13 protein-coding genes are annotated in these 18,009 nt (G+C 67.1%); 5 read left to right on the forward strand and 8 right to left on the reverse strand.

Annotation, left to right across the window (positions count from 1 at the left end):
• Positions 1-76 precede the first annotated feature (76 nt).
• The 3 genes from HWX62_RS12230 to HWX62_RS12240 are packed head-to-tail and all read right to left on the reverse strand — an operon-like array spanning position 77 to position 4,958.
• Positions 77-1,402, reverse strand: a complete 1,326-nt coding sequence (locus HWX62_RS12230) for an oligosaccharide repeat unit polymerase (RefSeq protein ID WP_175928323.1) — start codon at positions 1,400-1,402, stop codon at positions 77-79.
• On the reverse strand, positions 1,399-3,672 hold the full coding sequence (locus tag HWX62_RS12235) for a polysaccharide biosynthesis tyrosine autokinase (protein ID WP_175928322.1): 2,274 nt from the start codon (positions 3,670-3,672) through the stop codon (positions 1,399-1,401). The genes HWX62_RS12230 and HWX62_RS12235 overlap by 4 nt, the downstream gene beginning before the upstream one ends.
• A gap of 59 nt (positions 3,673-3,731) precedes the next feature.
• The gene (locus HWX62_RS12240) at positions 3,732-4,958 is read right to left on the reverse strand and encodes a polysaccharide biosynthesis/export family protein (RefSeq protein WP_175928321.1); all 1,227 of its coding nucleotides are present in this window, start codon (positions 4,956-4,958) and stop codon (positions 3,732-3,734) included.
• Positions 4,959-5,035: 77 nt separating this feature from the next.
• On the opposite strand from HWX62_RS12240, the gene HWX62_RS12245 reads away from it, so the two are divergent.
• Positions 5,036-5,518: a hypothetical protein gene (locus HWX62_RS12245; RefSeq protein WP_244136033.1), complete on the forward strand. Its 483-nt coding sequence runs from the start codon at positions 5,036-5,038 to the stop codon at positions 5,516-5,518.
• Positions 5,519-5,693: 175 nt separating this feature from the next.
• Here HWX62_RS12245 and HWX62_RS12250 read toward each other — a convergent pair whose 3' ends face one another.
• Entirely contained in the window at positions 5,694-7,550 is a 1,857-nt protein-coding gene (locus HWX62_RS12250) for an alpha/beta hydrolase (RefSeq protein WP_175928320.1), read from the reverse strand.
• A gap of 570 nt (positions 7,551-8,120) precedes the next feature.
• Here HWX62_RS12250 and HWX62_RS12255 point away from each other — a divergent pair.
• Positions 8,121-9,380: an oligosaccharide flippase family protein gene (locus HWX62_RS12255; RefSeq protein WP_175928319.1), complete on the forward strand. Its 1,260-nt coding sequence runs from the start codon at positions 8,121-8,123 to the stop codon at positions 9,378-9,380.
• Positions 9,381-9,883: 503 nt separating this feature from the next.
• The gene (locus tag HWX62_RS12260) at positions 9,884-12,085 is read left to right on the forward strand and encodes a glycoside hydrolase family 3 C-terminal domain-containing protein (RefSeq protein WP_175928318.1); all 2,202 of its coding nucleotides are present in this window, start codon (positions 9,884-9,886) and stop codon (positions 12,083-12,085) included.
• Positions 12,086-12,166: 81 nt separating this feature from the next.
• On the opposite strand, the gene HWX62_RS33205 is transcribed toward HWX62_RS12260, so the two are convergent.
• Both HWX62_RS33205 and HWX62_RS12265 read right to left on the reverse strand, forming a co-directional pair.
• Positions 12,167-12,289, reverse strand: coding sequence for a hypothetical protein (locus tag HWX62_RS33205; protein ID WP_279610463.1), 123 nt, complete (start codon positions 12,287-12,289; stop codon positions 12,167-12,169).
• On the reverse strand, positions 12,289-12,867 hold the full coding sequence (locus HWX62_RS12265) for a DUF4865 family protein (RefSeq protein ID WP_175928317.1): 579 nt from the start codon (positions 12,865-12,867) through the stop codon (positions 12,289-12,291). Before HWX62_RS12265 ends, HWX62_RS33205 begins: the two co-directional genes overlap by 1 nt.
• 130 nt (positions 12,868-12,997) lie before the next feature.
• Between HWX62_RS12265 and HWX62_RS12270 the strand changes: the two genes are divergently transcribed.
• Positions 12,998-13,855 (forward strand): LysR family transcriptional regulator, encoded by an 858-nt coding sequence (locus HWX62_RS12270; RefSeq protein ID WP_175928316.1) that lies wholly within the window; start codon positions 12,998-13,000, stop codon positions 13,853-13,855.
• A 267-nt stretch (positions 13,856-14,122) separates the two neighbouring features.
• Entirely contained in the window at positions 14,123-14,710 is a 588-nt protein-coding gene (locus HWX62_RS12275; RefSeq protein ID WP_175928315.1) for a YigZ family protein, read from the forward strand.
• Positions 14,711-14,845: 135 nt separating this feature from the next.
• On the opposite strand, the gene ppk2 is transcribed toward HWX62_RS12275, so the two are convergent.
• Together ppk2 and ggt are read right to left on the reverse strand one after the other, a co-directional pair.
• A complete protein-coding gene (gene ppk2, locus HWX62_RS12280; protein WP_175928314.1) occupies positions 14,846-15,796 on the reverse strand; it encodes a polyphosphate kinase 2 in 951 nt (316 codons plus the stop codon).
• A gap of 280 nt (positions 15,797-16,076) precedes the next feature.
• Positions 16,077-17,798 carry a gamma-glutamyltransferase gene (ggt, locus tag HWX62_RS12285; protein ID WP_175928313.1) on the reverse strand — a complete coding sequence of 574 codons (1,722 nt, stop codon included), beginning with the start codon at positions 17,796-17,798 and terminating at the stop codon, positions 16,077-16,079.
• Positions 17,799-18,009 lie beyond the last annotated feature (211 nt).

Genomic DNA, 18,009 nt, shown 5'->3' on the forward strand with positions numbered 1-18,009 from the left:
TCCTGCGCGTTCCCATGCCGGTGCGCTGCCGTCCCGCTCGTGCGTTTCCGCGGTGCGCGGCGGCGTGCGTCCCGCGTCAGGACGCGGCATGCCTGGCGGTAGGCGCAACGCTCGCCGGCCGGCTACCGAACCAACGGAACACGATGATCGGCAGCACGATCGGCAGGAAATTGCGTCCGCTGAACAGATTCGGGGTACGCATGATTTCCATCAACGACACGTAGAGCACCGCGTGCGCGCAGCACCAGAACCCGTTGCCGCTGCGCCAGCCCGCGTAGCTGCGCCCAACCAGCCAGCCGAGCGCGGCCGCATCGAGCAGTCCGAACCAGCCCCACTCGTAGAAGTGGACGAAGATCCCGGACGGATTGTTGAATTCCGGGTCTGCGTAGCTGTTCAGAAACAGGTTGAAGCTGTCGCTTGAATCGAACCACGGCTGGAACGTCGCGCCGATCACCGGGAAGCGCATCAGCCAGTCGAACGTGAACATCGGATGGCCCTGCCCCCAGCCGAGCACGGCAAGCATCCCGGCACCGTTGTTCAGTGACGTCGAATAGTACAGGCCGAGCCGTTCGAGCGCGAAGTCGAAGATGTTGTCGTAGATATTGACGTAATAGGCTTCCCATGACCGGTTGTACTCGTTCGCGATAAACAGCGCGAACAACAGCGGGATCGCCGCGTACGGCCCGAGCGTCAGTAGCCGCGAATACCGGCCGTGCAGCCGGAACCGCACGACCATCAGCGCGAGCGGCATCACCATCTCGATCAACGCGAGGCGCTCCGCGAAGAGGAAGCTGCGCAGCAGCGTCAGCACCGCGAGCACGGCCATGTAGATCTTGTAGCGGTTCAGGCCTTTCACCGGCGTTCGGAACACGTAGAAATAGAGTGCGACGAACGGCGACGTCGCCTGCGTGAACGAACTCAACCCGGTGACGCGACCGATCTGCTGGAGCATGTCGTATGCGGTAGCCTGGCCATGCAGGAACTCCAGCAGCAGCGCCGGACGCGCGATGATCCCGCTCATCATCACGAGATTGCCGAACAGCGCGAGTGCGAACAGGAAATCGAGCACGCGCGGCGGCATCTCGACGGGCGTTTCCGGCGGCCCGCGCCGCGTGCGCGCTTCGGTCGTCGCGAGCCACGCCGTCGCCGCCACCACCATCAGGAACACCGCGCCGGCAAATGCGTAGTAACCGTCGAAATAAATCCGCGCAATCGACTTCTGGTCGCCCAGCAGGCTGAGCGACAGCAATCCATACAACGGCAGGATGAACGTCAGCACGAGCCGTGCCGGATCTTCCCACCAGTAGCCCGCATAACCGCCCGCGACACGGCGCACGCGTGCCATCCTGCGCACCGCCGGCGCGCTCGGTCGCGGCCCGGCGCCGCCCGTTCGCCGGTTCATGACGCGCGTTCCACGCTTTGCCGCTGCACCATCGCTCCGGCGTATCCGGACGTGGCCTGATGCGTATTCGCACCGGTGTAGCCGTAGTCGTACCGTCCCGGCGCACCCTTGTAGTCGTTCAGGATCACGCCGCGCACATCGATATGCGCGTGCTCGAGCCGTCGCGCGCTTTCGTCGAGCTCCGTCAGCGTCGTCACGCCGCTACGCGCGACGAGGAACACCGTACCCGCCAGACGCCCCAGCACCAGCGCATCGGCGACCGGCAGCAACGGCGGGCCGTCGAGCACGACCATGTCGTAGCGCGACGCGAGCTGCCCGATCAATTCGGCGAGCGCGGGCTGAAGCAGCAGTTCGCCCGGGTCGGGAACGACGCTGCCCATCGCGATGAAATCAAGGCCCGGCGCGACGCCGCGCTTGATTGCCTCGTCGAGCGCGTGGGTGCCCGCGACCACGTCGGACAGCCCCGGCGCGCGGCTATAGCGGAACCGGTCGTGCAGCGAACCCTTGCGCAGATCGGCGTCGATCAGCAGAACCCGCCGCTTCGCGGCACCCACGAGCGCTGCGATATTCGCGGCGACGAACGACTTGCCGACGCCCGTCGTCGGCCCGGAGATCAGCACGACCGGATTCGGTGCGGCCGGCATCGACAATTGCAGCGACGCGCGCAACCCGCGCAGGCTTTCGAGCGCGGCGTCCTGCGCGTCGACCGGCGCGATCGACGTGCGCGGACCGGGCCGGCCGGCCTTCGGCCGCAGTTCCGCCGCCGCCGCGATCGCGCTGTGCGGAACGGTCGCGAATACCGGCAGTCCCGTCGCCCATTCGATTTCTTCCGCGTCGCCGATCGTGCCGGTGACACGCTGCCGGGCAATCACGACCGCCGCGCCAGCCAGCAGGCCCACCATCATGAGACCGACCACCGCAACCCCGCGATGCGGACCGATCGGCTGCTCGGCGATCTTCGCCGTATCGACGATCCGCACGGTGCCGGTCTTGCTGGCACGCGCGAGAACCATCTGCTGGCGCGTATTGAGCAGGTTCGTGTACAGCGCAGTGTCGACGGCCACGTCGCGCTGCAGTTGCAGGACGCCCTGCTCCACGGTCGGCAACTGCTGGATCTGCTTGCGCGTCGTGGCGAGCGAACGCTGCGCATCGGCGAGCTGCGCATCGACGGCCGCGACGGCCGGATGCTTCGGCATGAAGCGCGTCATCAGTTCCTCGCGCCGCTGCTGCAGCGTCTGCACGCGCGTCTCGATGTCGACCGCCTGTTGACGCAATGCCAGTGCTTCATCGCTCGTATTGACCGTCCCGTGCGATGCACGGAACGCGTTGAAGCGGTTTTCCGCCGCCTCCAGTTGGGCCTTCAGCTGCGGCAACTGGCCGTCCATGTACTGGATCAGCTTGTCGGCCGCCTCGGACTTGCGTTGCGTGTTCTGCGCCAGATACGCGTCGCCGATCGCGTTCAGCACGCGACTGTCCTGCACGGGATCGGTACCGTCGAGCGTCACGCCGACCATGTTCGACTGCTTGCCGCGCTCCGAGATCAGCGCGTGCTTCTGCAGCCACGTGGATGCCTCCTCGTCGCTGTAACGCGTCAGGTCGAAGCGTGCGCCGGGTTTGCCGGCCACGCCGCGCACGAATACGTCGATCGGCCCCTCGGGCGTCTCGACGTGCAACGGCTGGCCGATACGGCCCTGCCACGTCGGCCCTTTGCGGCCGAAGATGCCGGTGCGCTGCAGCGTATAGGCGCCGTCATCGCCGACGGTCAACGCGAAGCGCTTGCCAAGCAGTCGCTTCGGCACATCGAAGGTCGGCACGTCGATGCGCTCGGTGCCGTACACGTATCCGCCCGGCAACGGCGACGACAATCCGTCGGCGGCATTCACGAACCGCCAGCCGATCAGCGGCAGGTAATGCGGTCGGGCGTCGAGCGCGAGGTTGGTGCTGTCGATCGCGCGATCGAGCACCGCGCGGGATTTCAGCACCTCGATCTCCGTCGACGCATCCGTCTTCAGATCGAACACCGACGATGGATCGCCAGGCGGCGACGTCTGCTTCGTGTCGGTCTGGCTTTGCTCGACCTGGAACAGGATGTCCGAGCGATAAACGGGGGCCGCGCACAGCGCATACAGGCCGCCGGCAACCGCGCCCGCGAGCGCCGTGCAAAGGATCAGGCGTCGGCCGCCGTACAGCATGCTCCAGTAGCGGCGCACCGGATAGGACGGCCGCAGGATGCGCCCGCTGTGCGAGTCAGGCAGGGTCGAAGTATTCATACAGCATCAGTCCCGTATGGCGCGACGCACCGTCGCGGTCACGAAATCCGCCGCGAGCATCACGGTGAAATGGCCTTCGCCGTCAGCGCACCTTGCGCGGACGATGGAATCAGCAGGTTCACGACGCGGCTCCAGCGCACGAGCGACGACGCATCGACGAACACGACGTCGCGCCGCTCGAGCGGAAACTGGTCGGCGAGCGCGAACGACGCGGGCGAGCTGCCGTCGAGGTGATACACCCGCGGACGATTGTCCGGGCCGCGGCGCACGACGAACACCTGGCGCGCGTCGGACGTGTACTGACTCACGCCCCCCGTGTCGCCGAGCGCCTCGCCGAGGCTCATCCGGCCGTCGGTCAATGTCAGCGTCGCGGGCCGCGACACCTCCCCGAGCACGAACACCTTCGCGTCGCTCGCCGCGCGCACGCGCACGAGATCGCCGTCGCGCAACAGGATGTTCGACGGATTCACACCCGCCGCGATCAACGCGGGCAGGCTCACGTTCACGGTCTTGTCGCCACGCGTCACCGAAACCTGCGAGCGGTCTGCCGTCGGGGTAAAGCCGCCCGCGCGGTCGATCGCCTCGGGCAGCGTCATCGGCATGTCGTTGACGATCTGCAGCCCCGGCGTGCGAACCTCGCCGTCGAGATAGACGCGCTTGCTGCGGTAGCTCTGCACGCGCACCGAGAGCTGCGGCTTGCGCACGTACTCGCCGAGCCGCTTCATCAGCAGCGCGCCCGCCTGCGCCTCGGTCAACCCCGCCACGTGAACGAGCCCCGCGTACGCGAACTGCACGTTGCCGTTTGCATCGACCGTGTAGCCTGTCGCGACCGAACTGGCCCCGACCCCGTCGCCGCCACCGATCGTCTGCGTCGCCGGCAGGTTCAACTCGGGGTGGTCCCATACGACGATGCCCAGCACGTCGCCGGGGCCGATCGTGTACGGCTTCGGCTTGCCGAACAACTGGCGGATTTCCGCGTCGACGTCCGCCGGCCGCCCCGCATGGTGCTGCGCGACGAAGGCCGGCGTGATCTCGATCAGATCCGCGCTCGATACGTTCTGCACCCCGTCGAGGCCGCCCGACCCCGATGCGTCGGCGCTCACGCGCGCATTCGCGTCGCGTTCGGCCGGCGGGTGGTAAGTCATGCCGGGCGACAGCGCACAGGCGCTCAGTGCGCACGCGGCCGCCGCGATCGCCAGACGCGACTGCCACGGTGCGCGACGCGCGACGACCCTGCGCGGCCCCGGCGTGCCGAGCGTCGATTCCGGTTGCGTGGTGATTGACATGATGCCCTTCCAAAACTGTGCGGTAACCCGCCGAACGCGGCGAATTCCGGCATTACGCTTGCCCAGCGCGGCTCCCGTTGCATCGCCGCACCGCCCTCTTCACCGCACGTCACTCCATACGATTCGTCATGAACTTCTCTTCATCGCTTTCGTCATTCGTCTGCATCGTGTCGGCCGGCTTCGTCTGTGCCGCCGGCGCGCAGACGCTGTCCGGCACACCCGCCGACACCCCGTCTTTCGCGTCGTCGACGCTACCGAGCCCGGTGCCGCCACAACTGCCGCCACAACCTTCGGCCCAAGTCGCAGCCGCAAGCGCGGCCGCCGAACCTGCCGCGCCCGCGTCCGCGAATGCCGCGCCCGCCCTCTCGCGTCCCGCCGCGAGCGCCGCCGTTCAGCCCGACCCGCGCGCCCGCAGCAGGCTGCGCCGGCCGCTCGTCCCGGCCCGCCCGCATCGCGCGCAGGTGGCCAGTACACCGGCCGACGACGTATGGGGCAGCGACGCGCTGTACACGTCGCCCTACGCGAAATCACCCTATGAAGCGCCGGGCGATCCCGACTGATGCATCCCGGTCGGTCATGCCTCGGCACGACCGCGCATGCATCGATAAGGGATTGGACACCACGACGAACGGCGCGTCTGTGAGCAACCCCACCGAACGCCGATCTTGATGCGCGGACGGGATCGCACCCCGATGCGCCGCTGCATGCGATGCATTGCATGCGGCACGGCGGACGTCACGGCCTGCCGACCGACACGTTCCCGTACGATCCTGCAGCCGTTTCGAGCGCGGCGGAATCGGAGACGCGCACGACCGGCCTCGCCGAATCACGGCCGAGCGCCTGCATGCAAAGCCCGATCACGATGTCCGTGCCGACCGCGCCGTACACCGCGTGATCGACCTGCGGTTCGAGATGCAGTCGCACGTGACGCGAGCGCCTGAACGCGTGCTCGATCGCACCGAAGTGGCGCCGCACGTCGTCGATGCCGGGGTCGAGCGCGCCGTACACCAGCGTCGTCCGGACATTGCGTTGTGCCAGCACGTGCATCACGCCGCGTGGCGTGCCGGCGCGCGGCTTCCAGCCGACGCGCGCGGCAGCCTCCTTCATCGGCACGCTGACCCGCGCGATCGCATTGGCGGCGACGGCCCGCACGATCGGCCGCAAATCGCGCCGTTCGCGCACGAGGCCCTTCCACTTTTTCCAGTCCCGCACCGATAGCCAGTAGCCGCGCACCGAGTTGTTCCGCTGCTTCTGCACCGCCTCCAGCGAAAGCCCGGCCGGCCAAACGAAGCGCGCCAGGTTGATCGCGATCACGCCGCCGAGCGACGGCGTCTTCACGGCCGCATGCAATGCCGCATAAGCACCCGAACAGATGCCGGCCGCGAACACTTCCGGGTACCCGAGCGCACGCAGCCAGTCCGCGGCAGCCGCCACGTCGTCGCTCGACTGTGGCGAATACACGACCCGCGCCTGGTCGTCGGGCGCGGCAACCCCGCTGTCGCCCACCCCGTTCACGTCGATCCGCAGCGTCGTGACGCCGGCGCGTGCGAGCGTCCGCGCGAGGCGCACGCTGAAACGCCCCTCTCCGCTGCGCGGATTCGTCGACGTGTTCGCGATCACGAGCGCCGGCGCGACGGGATTCGCCGGCCCCGTATCGGCGGGGCGGCACAGCACGCCGACCAGCCGGTCCGGCCCCACGGCGACGACCTGCTCGGTCATGTCCGTCATGTCGAGCGCGACGGACGATTCTCCATTCCATGGCGGAGTCAGCGGCCACGCGGGGTCGGTGCCTGCCACCACGCGCGGTGCTCGTCCGGCGATCCAGTTCGCGAGCGTGTCGATGGCCTCGAGCGGCAGACGCGAGCGCGTACCGTCCAGCATCGTCGTCGACCATTCGCGGAACGAGTCGGTCGCCACGTCCACGCCGCGGGCGAGCAGGGCATCGCGCAACGCAGACCCGTCCCCCTGATCGGGCTCGATCAGCAGCATCGCGCCGGGCAACGTCGGTGCATCGCGCACGACGTCGCACAGATCGACCGCCTTCAGCGCATCGACGAAATCGTCGGGAAAGCGGTGCCCGAGCACGTTCATGCACGGCTCGTCGCGATGTGCGGCACGAATTGCCGGCGACGTGATATCGAGCCACTGACGATGCACGAACGACAGCTCGCGAAGGTACGCGCGCCCCCGCACGACGGGCGCCAACGCCGCCAATGCGTCGACGCGCGGCAACGGACGCCGGCCGTCGCCCGCGGCGGCCAGCATCGCGAACATCGCGCCCGCACGGATGCCCACGAGCGTCAGCGACGTGACGCCGACCTGGTCGCGAAGCATATCGATCGCATCGTGAATGCTGCCGATGGACGCCGCATATCGATCGGCATCGCGATCGTCGCCCGCGGAGTCGCCGCTGCACGGATAGTTGAATCGCAACACCGTGACGCCGTCGCCGGCGAGGCGCTCGGCGATCGCCCGCATGAGCTTGTGCGTCCACGTTGCCTCGTGGCCCAATGCTTCGCACAGGACCACCCCTTGTGTCGTCTGTCCTTCGTGCAGCCACCCCACGCAGCTGCCGAACATAATCGGCTTCAATCGGTACTCCTCGGATCGGTATTTTTATCGGACGCGGACGCACGTTCCGGCAGCTCTACCGGAACGAGCAATTCCACGATCGTGCCACTGCTCGACGAACACACTGCGGCGCCCCAGCCGCGCCCCTGCGCGGCCCGCCCTGTTTCGTCCGTTGCCCTGCTCCCATGCGTGCGGGAGATGACGTTGCGTGTCCGAGGCGTCGTTGGACGGTTTGCATCGCGAACCAATGCGCCATGAACCAAAACTGTGCGCTCGATTAAAGCACCCGGTCGGAGCGTCCTTCGGTGCGCCAGCTTACAAATAGATTCGTCGCTGTCGCGATACGGCGACGCGCGACGGCCCGCGCGGTGCCGGCATGCATGCCGTGCGCGCGCAATCCGCGAACGGTAGGCTCGCGAACACAGTCGTCCCGCGCGGCCGGTATCATGGCCGCCATACGATGATGTGGCCGTGCCCGGCGACGCCGGACGCGCCACCCACCCATGCAACCGGGTCAGCGCCGACCGGATGCACATGCGCACCGCGGCCCCATGCCGCCGCCCCGCGATACCCACGGCGCCGACCGAGCGAATGTCTAACCTCAAGAAGAACTTCCTGCTGCTGCTGACGTTGCAGATTTCGATGTACGCGGTGCCGCTGCTGATCGCACCGCTGCTGACGCACGCGCTGGGGCCGGAAGGCTACGGCCAGCTCGCGTTCTCGCTCGCGGTCATCGCCTACCTGACCAACTGCACGAGCTACAGCTTCGACCTGACCGCCACGCCGCGCATCGCGCTCGCCCGCGACGACCGCGCCGAACGCTCCCGAATCTTCTGGGCGACGTTGTACGCACAGATCGGCATCGCCATGATCTGTTTCATCGTGCTGGTCGCGCTGACTTTCCTGTTCAAGCGCTTCGGCGAGGACCGCGACCTGCTGCTGATCGGTTTCGGAATGGTGGCCGGCGTGGCGTTCACGCCGGGCTGGTATTTCCAGGGCATGGAGAAGCTGCGCGCACTGAGCGTGATCCTGTTCGTCGGCCGCATCCTGAGCCTGCCCGCGATGTTCGCGCTCGTGCACAGCCCGGCGGACATCGACCGCGCGATGATCGTCAACGCCGCCGTTCCGACGCTGTCCGCGATCGTGCTGGCCGTCTACCTTTATGCTCAGCGCGAAATCGACTTCGTTCGCGTGGGCTTCACCGACATCACGGAATCGCTGAAAGGCGGCTGGCAGGTGTTCCTCGCGTCGACGTCCATCGCGTTCTATGCGTCGACCAACACCGTGCTGCTCGGCTTCGTATCGGGCAACGTCGCCGCAGGCTACTTCGCCGCCGGAGACAAGCTGATCCGCGCGGCGCTCAGCATGCTGCAACCGCTGAAGGCCGCCACCTATCCGCGCATCAGCTACCTGATGCGGCACGCACGCAACGATGCGTTCTCGTTCCTGCGCAAGCTGTTCCTCGTACAGGTCGCGATGGTGCTCGGCATCTCGCTCGTGATCTTCTTCGGCGCGCCGCTCGCCGTGCGCATCCTGTATGGCCCTTCGTACGAACCTACGGTCCAGGTGCTGCGCTGGATGGCCTTCATTCCGTTCATGGCCGGCATGACCGACCTGTTCGGCGTGCAGACGATGCTGCCGCTCGGGATGAAGTCGGCATTCACGCGAATCCTGATGTCATCGGGCATTCTGAACATCGTGCTGGTACCCGTGCTCGCAAAGTACTTCGCCGAGCTGGGCGCAGCCGCCGCCGTGCTGACGGCCGAGGCCGCGGTCGCCGCTGCACTCGCCACCGTCGTCTATCGCGCCGGAATTCCGCTTCCCGGAAGTCCGGTCGCGCGACGCGGCTAGCGCACCGCTGATGCTGACCGGCTTCCCCCACGAGGTGACCGGCATCCGACGGCGTTTCGTTCGATGCGCGCGCAACGAACCGCACCGTCCGACCACACGCCTGCCGATCTCCCACCCCCTCCGCACGCTCGCGCACGGGTACTTCTTACTTCTCCGCGCACACCCGATCGGGAACGATGACCGTTTTTCGCCCCGCTACGCAAGCCTACGAAATAAAGATCGCACGTCTCGGTAGAAACACCGATGCTGTAGTCAAACTACATTCATACCATTAGCCGCAGCAGAGAATCGCTACATCCGATTCGACAGTGCCGGGCGGTCCGCGTCGCCGTCCGCGAGGTTCGATCGGGGCCCAACCGGCCGTAACGATTCCCCGCCTGGCCTGGCATGCCGACGCGCCACCATCCCGCATCGCCAGCCGAATCCGTCCGGTGCGAATCCACCAGACATGCGCAGCTCCAGACATCATCCGAACAACCGGCAATACGATCATGGAGAGCAACATGCGGGACACACTCTGGCCGGCCGTCGTGCTGGCAGCGACCCTCTGCACCACCGCCTACGCCGGCGACGCCGATTTCAATTCACAGGGCGACGCGACCGACGCGTTCGCATCGGCCGCCGCACAGCGACGCGCCGACCTGCTCGTGCGCAAGATGACGCTCGACGAGAAACTCCAGTTCATTCATTCGCAATACGAAATGTCCAAGGTGCCCGGCGGCGGCGCCGGCTACATCCAGGGCGTACCGCGACTCGGCATTCCCGATCTGAACATGGTCGATTCGGCGACCGGCTCCGGCAGCACGTCGCAGGCCAGCACGACGTTCCCGGCGACGATCGCGGTCGCCGCCAGTTGGGATCGACGGCTGTCGTACGACTTCGGCAAGCAGGTCGCGATCCAATTGCGTGCGCAAGGGTTCGGCATGGGCCTCGGCGGCGGCACCAACCTCGCACGCGAGCCGCGCGGCGGCCGCCTGTTCGAGTATCTCGGCGAGGATCCGCTGCTGGCCGGCGACCTGCTCGCGGAGCGCACGCTCGCCACGCAGCGGCAGAAAGTCATCGCCACGATCAAGCACTACGCGGGCAACGAGCAGGAGCACGGCCGGATGGGCGGCAATACGCAGATCGACGAACGCACGCTGCGCGAGCTGTACCTGTTGCCGTTCGAGATCGCCGCGAAGCGCGGCCGGCCCGGCAGCGTGATGTGCAGCTACAACCGCCTGAACGGCACCTATGCGTGCGAGAACCCTCACCTGCTCAACGACGTGCTGAAGAACGAATGGGGCTTCCAGGGCCAGGTGCAGTCCGACTGGGGCGCCACGCACAGCACCGCCGCCGCGATCAACGCGGGGCTCGACGAGGAAGAGGACGTCGGGCCGAGCGTGTACCTGACGCCGGCGGCCGTCAAGCAGGCAATCGCGAACGGCTCGGTGTCGACGGCGCGCCTCGACGACATGGTGCGCCGCAAGCTCGCGGTGATGATCCGCGTCGGCGTGATGGACGATCCGGCCAAGGGCGGCGGCACGATCGATTTCGCGGCCGGCAACCGGTTCGCGCAAAGCGTCGCCGAGCAGTCGATCGTTCTGCTGAAGAACGACGGCAACCAGTTGCCGCTCGTCGCGTCGGCGCTGTCGCGCATCGCCGTGATCGGCGGCCATGCGGATGCGGCCGTGCTGTCCGGCGGCGGCTCCGGCAACACGCGCGATCCCGTCTCGGGGTCGTTCGCCGGCTGCGGCGGCCTGACGTTCGGGTCGTCGACCGGGTGCAGCTGGTGGCGCAATCCCTGGCTCAAGGTCGACGTGCCGATCGTCGCGGCGATCCGCGCGCTCGCGCCCGCCGCGCAGGTCACGTATGCCGGCAACAGCGACCAGCAGTCGCCGTTCCGTGCGTACACGCAGCAGGAGATCGACCAGGCCGCGGCGCTCGCGGGCCGCTCGGATGTCGCGATCGTCGTGGTCGCCCAGCCGGCCGGCGAGGATTTCGGCGATCTGCAGAGCCTGAGCCTCGCGAACCCGTCGAACCAGGATGCGCTCGTCGAAGCCGTCGCGCGTGCGAATCCGCATACGATCGTCGTCGTCCAGAGCGGCAACCCGGTGCTGATGCCGTGGAAGGACAACGTGTCGGCCATCGTCGAGGCGTGGTATCCGGGCGAGGCCGGCGGCAAGGCGATCGCGAACGTGCTGTTCGGTGCGGTCAATCCGTCCGGCAAGCTGCCCGTGACCTTCCCGGCGCGCGATCAGGATTCGCCGACGTGGGGGCAAAACGGCACGTTCGACACCGACCCGGTGTACGCGGAAAAGCTGAACATGGGCTACCGCTGGTATGACGCGCACAACATCAAGCCGATGTTCGAGTTCGGCTACGGCCTGTCGTATACGCACTTCGCGTATTCGGATCTGTCGGTGTCGAAGCAATGGGACGGCTCGCTGAGCGTCGCGTTCACCGTGCGCAACGACGGGCGCGTTGCCGGCGCGGAAACGCCGCAGGTCTATCTCGGCGTGCCGTACAAGGACGAGCCGCCGAAGCGGCTGGTCGGCTGGGACAAGATCCGGCTGAATCCGGGCGAGGCGCGGCGTGTGCGCGTGACCGTGTCGCCGCGGATGCAGAGCGTCTGGGATACGTCGCGCAACGGCTGGCGGGTCGTCCCCGGCGGGACCGTGTATGTCGGCGCATCGTCGCGCGATATCCGCTTGCAGGGGCACTGAGCGAGCGACGATGAAGCGACCGGGGCGCCGCGAATCGCATGCGCGGCGCCCCTGCATCGACCACCACTGCGCTGACGCGCCTTACCTGAGCAGCAGCGCCAGCACCGTCGCCATCGTCGCAATCGCGGCGATGGCCGCCATCACACCGGCCAGATGCGCGGCTATCGCCACGCCGGCCGGCAATCGCGACGCGATGCCGGCCATCACGCGCCGCCCGCGTCCAGCGTGTCGAGCAGCGGCCTCGCCAGATGCAGGACCTGGTACACCGTGCCCGCGCCGCCGTCATCCGGTTCATGTTCCGTCACGAGCGCACGCGTCAGCCGCCAACGCAGCGGATCGAGACCGACGGTTGCCGCGACCACGCCCTGCCGTGCCGCCGCTTCGCGATTGCGCGCGATCTCCCGCGCCAGTGCCGCGTCGAGATCGGCGTCCGCCGGAATCTCGATCGTTTCCAGACGCGCAAACCGCCCCGTCGACGCACTGCCCTTGCGCGCGTCGAGCGCAACCTGCGTGTCGATCGGCGCGCGACCGAAGCTGTCCGTCACGACCCGATAGCGGCCGTCCGTCACGAAGCGCGCGAACGCCTGTTCGTTGCGCCACAGGTGAAACGACGCGTAGCCGTTTTCCGTCGCGCCGTGGCGGCCGGCCTCACGCAGCAGGAACGCCTTGAACCGCAGGTCGGGCGTGTCGTCCCACAACCGGCCGCGCTCGCGCACGCGATTGCGGATGATGTCGAGGTCGTAGTCCGCCGGCAGACGGTGCACGTAGTACGCGGTCAGCATGATCGACTCCTCGCGAAAGAAACGGATGGCATTCCGGACGGCATGACTGCAGCGTAGAATACCTTGAATCATTTGAAAACAGGATGGCAGAATATTTCAATGATTCGATTTTGAAATGGATGATGGTGCGATGAAAACGCTCGACATCGAAGCCGTGCAGGCGTTCGTGCTGACCGCCGATCTCAAGAGCTTCACGCGGGCCGCGGAAGCGCTGGATACGACACAATCCGCGGTGAGCCTGAAGATCAAGCGGCTGGAAGACGCGCTCGGCCGCCGCCTGCTGGAACGCACGCCGCGGCAGGTTCGCCTGTCGGCCGACGGCACCGCGTTCCTGGAACCGGCGCGCGAACTGGTGGCCGCCCATCATGGCGCAATCAGCGCATTCGGCACGAGCCAGCGCCGGCTCGTGATCGGCGTGAGCCACCATGTCGTCGGCGCCGATCTCCCGGTGCTGCTGCGGCGGATGAGCGAAGCGGAGCCGACGCTCGTGCTGGAGATCCGCGTCGCCGCGTCGCGCGACGTGCTCGACGCGTTCGATCGCGGCCAGCTCGATGCAGCCGTCGCGCTGCAACACGACAGCCGGCGGCTCGACGGCGAGACCCTCCTGTCGGAATCGTTCGGCTGGATGGCGGCGGCCGATTTCGAGTACCGTCCGCCACAACCGCTGCGGCTCGCCACGCAGGCCGAACCGTGCAGCGTGCGCCGCATGGCGGTCGGCGCGCTGGACGAAGCCGGTGTCGCGTGGACGGAAGTCTTCGTCGGCGGCGGCGTGGCGACGATCGGCGCGGCGGTGTCCGCGGGGCTGGCCGTCGCGGCGCTCGGGCATCGCGTCGCACCCGCCGGCACGGTGGACGTGGGTACGCGCTACGGGCTGCCGCCATTACCGACGCGCGACGTGGTGCTCTACTCGAACCTGACCGATGCACGCGCCCGCCAGGCGCTGCGCACGCTGGGCGCGGCGCTACGGTCGTCGGTCGGCGCACGTTGACGCCGCATTGATTCGAACCGCGCGCAGGAAACGAAAGCAACGCATGTCTCGCTTCGGCGCCGTGCCCGGTTCGCGCGATCCTCGCCATCCTCGCCATCCAGACCCCGGTCGCCAGCCCCGCCCGGAACCCTCGACGCGCGCCACGGTAAAATCGCGTCTTCGCCCCGCGCGGATTGCAGACGGCATCCCTCCGTCCGCGGGCCCACGTCACAAGCATCGACCAGCCATCGCCACCTTGATTTCCCTGCACTTTCCGCGTCGCGACGCATGAGTTACTCGCTCGCCACCTCCTATATCCGCGAACTCGAAATCCGCAAGAGCCGTTTCATCGCGCACGCGGTTCCCGTCGAGGATCGCGACGCCGCGATGCAGGTGCTGCAGCGCCTGCGCGACGAGCATCCGGCAGCCACCCACGTGTGCTGGGCGCTGCTGGCGGGCGGCCAGTCGGGCATGTCGGACGACGGCGAGCCGTCGGGCACGGCGGGCCGGCCGATCCTCGAAGTGCTGCGCCATCACGACCTCGACGGCGTGCTCGGCGCGGTCGTGCGTTACTACGGCGGCGTGAAACTCGGCGCGGGCGGGCTGGTGCGTGCGTACACGGATGCGATCGCATCGGCGCTGCTTGATGCCGAACGCGTCGAGCGCATTCGGCACACGCGGCTCGCGATCGAGATCGGCTACCCGGAAGAGGCGCGCGTGCGTCGCTGGATCGAACAGGCCGGCTACGAGCTGGTGGACAGCACGTACGGCATGACGGTGAAGCTCGTGATCAAGCTGCCCGAAACCGCCGACGCCGCGGCAAGGGCCGAACTGTTCGACCTGACGCAAGGGCGCTCGGGGTTTCCGGAAATGTGAGCCGTCGCGGCGACAGGCGCTGCGCGGCGTATGCGCGCACGCGCCGAATCACCGCGCTCGACCGAAAGCCCGAAAAAAAGCGCGCCGCATCATGCGGCGCGCTTCGTCACATCGCGATCGGCCGGCGCGAACCGGTCAATAAACTTCCGGCACGATCATGTTGTCCGGCACCGGACGGCGAATGTAGTCCTCGTGATGCTCGCGCTGCGGCAGGTCGATCGTCGGGCGCGGCACCTCGTGATACGGCACCTGGCCGAGCAGATGGTGAATGCAGTTCAGCCGCGCGCGCTTCTTGTCGACGGCCTGCACGACCCACCACGGCGCCTCCGGAATATGCGTGCGCTGCAGCATCTCTTCCTTCGCGGCCGTATAAGCCTCCCAGCGGCGGCGGCTTTCGAGATCCATCGGGCTCAGCTTCCACTGCTTCAGCGGATCCTCGATCCGGCTCTGGAAGCGCAACTCCTGCTCGTGATCGGTGATCGAGAACCAGTACTTGACGATCTGGATCCCGCTGCGCACGAGCATCTTCTCGAACTCGGGCACCGACCGGAAAAATTCCTCGTACTCGTCGTCGGTACAGAAATTCATCACGCGCTCGACGCCCGCACGGTTGTACCAGCTGCGATCGAACAGCACGATCTCGCCGCCCGCGGGCAGATGCGCGACATAGCGCTGGAAGTACCATTGCGTGCGCTCGCGGTTGTTCGGCGCCGGCAGCGCGGCGACGCGACACACGCGCGGGTTCAGGCGCTGCGTGATGCGCTTGATCGCCCCGCCCTTGCCGGCCGCGTCGCGTCCCTCGAAAATGACGACGAGCCGGTGCCCGGTCTCCACGACCCAGTCCTGCAGCTTCACGAGCTCGCCCTGCAAGCGGAACAGCTCGCGGAAATATTCCTTGCGCGCTTCGCGACGCTCGGGCGAGAACAGCAGATCCTCACTATTGTCGAAACGGCGGTCGTCGAGCTCCATCTCGAGCTCTTCGTCGTAGGCGTCGACGAGATCCTCCTCGAAACGGCGCTGGCGCGCTTCCATCGAGTTCGTATCGGTGCGGTTGTCGGTCTCGGTGCGGGTATCGTTGTCGCCCATGGGGCCTCCTTCCATCGTTGACGCAGCCAAACTCGGCCATTATCCCAGCGTCGCGCGTCAAATTCATGAAAACGGGCGGCCAAGCCCGTCGGAAGCGAAATGAGCGGGCCGGCGTCGGGCACGGCTGCCTCGAGGATGCGTCCGAAGCCATTGCCGCGCGGATCGCGGGCTTCATCCGAACGACCGGCTGAAAAAAATCGGCAGCCGGGTCGAGACACCGGCTACCGAACGGCACGCGCGGCGGCTGTCGCCAACGCGCACGCATCGCTTCACGTCAACGTCAACGAATGATCCGCGTCACGCCCCGCCCGCGCGGATCGGCCATCGCCTCCGGCGTCTTGCCGTCGATCTTGATGACCTGGATGTCGCCGCTGAAATCCTGCCCCTTCAGCGTATAGCCGCGCGCCTCGATCTGCTTCGCGAGTTCGCCTTCGATCGGATGGTACGGCTCCCAGAAGATCGTGTTCGGCGGCAGCAGCTGGTGATGGAACCGCATCGCGCCGACCGCTTCCTTCAACGGCATCTTGAAGTCGTAGATGTTGTTGATCACCTGGAAGATCGACGTGAAGATGCGCGAGCCGCCCGGCGTGCCGATCACCAGCGACACCTTGCCGTCCTTCGTCATGATCGTCGGCGACATCGACGACAGCGGACGCTTCTTCGGTTCGATCGCGTTCGCGTCGCTGCCCACCACGCCGAACATGTTCGCGACGCCCGGCTTCGCGGAGAAGTCGTCCATCTCGTCGTTCAGCACGATGCCCGTGCCGTCGGCGATCACGCCCGAGCCGAAATAGCCGTTGACCGTGTACGTGTTCGATACCGCGTTGCCCCACTTGTCGACCACCGAGAAGTGCGTCGTTTCGGCCTTCTCCGGCATCGTCGTGCCGAGGCCCGGCTGCACGCTCTTCGTGTCCGACGGCTCCTTCGGGTTGACCTCGGCCGCACGCTTCGCGATGTACGCGTCGTCGGTCAGCTGCGCGACCGGCACCTTGTAGAAGTCGGGATCGCCGAGATACTGCGCCCGGTCGGCGAACACGCGCTTCTCGATCTCCGCGACGAGGTGGATGTACTGCGGCGAGTTGAGCTTCACGCCCTCGAAGTCCTGCTTCAGGTCGGCCTTCATCTTCAGCAACTGCACGAGGCCGATGCCGCCCGAGCTCGGGGGCGGCGCGGTGATCACGTCATAGCCGTTCCACTTCGCCTGCACCGGCTGGCGCCACACCGCACGGTACTGCGCGAGGTCCTCGGTCGTGATCAGCCCGTTGCCGTCGCCGGTCTTCATCGACGCGGCGATCAGCTCGGCCGTCTTGCCCTTGTAGAAGCCTTCCGCACCGCCGTCCGCGATGCGCGTCAGCACGTCGGCGAGGTCGGGCTGCTTGAAGTTCGCGCCGGCCTTCAGCCCGGAAAAGTACTTGTCGAAGTTGGTCTTGCCGCCAAACTCCTTCGATGCGTCGACGCCGCGCTGCGCGAGTTGCTCGTCGACGACGAAGCCGTCGCGCGCGTAGTGGATCGCCGGCGCGAGCACCTGCTTCCACTTCAGCTTGCCGAAGCGCTTCTGCGCTTCCCACATGCCCGCCACCGTGCCCGGCACGCCAACCGCGCGCGGGCCGTACAGGCTCATGCCCTTGACGACGTTGCCGTCCTTGTCGAGATACATGTCCTTCGTCGCGGCGAGCGGCGCGCGCTCGCGGTAATCGATGAAGTACGGCTTGCCGTCCTTGTAGATCGTCATGAAGCCGCCGCCGCCGATGTTGCCGGCTTCCGGGTACGTGACGGCGAGCGTGAACGCGATCGCGACAGCCGCGTCGATCGCGTTGCCGCCTTCCTTGAAGATCCGCTCCGCGGCATCCGCGCTGTACTTGTCGGCCACCGCCACCGCGGAGCTCGTCAGGACCGCGGGCTGCGGCCCTTTCGCGTAGGCGGGCGCGTTCGGCAGGAAGCCGATGCCGGCCACCGTCGCCAGCACGGCAGCGGATGATTTGAAGCGATTCAGCGTAGTCATTGCATGTCCCCCATGTGGATCTCCTTCAGGCAGGAAAGCACCTGATTCGCGGATGAGCCGCCGGCGCGCCGGCGGCCCTGTGCCGGCCTCGTAGTATAGGGGGACAAAAAGGGTCGAACACGCGACGTCGCGACGAAAACGTGTCGATCGTGTGCGCGCGGTCACGTTGCAGCGCCGCGACACGCACACGGATCGTTCGATATCGGCTGCG

Source organism: Burkholderia sp. BCC0506 (assembly GCF_902833145.1).
GTDB lineage: Bacteria > Pseudomonadota > Gammaproteobacteria > Burkholderiales > Burkholderiaceae > Burkholderia.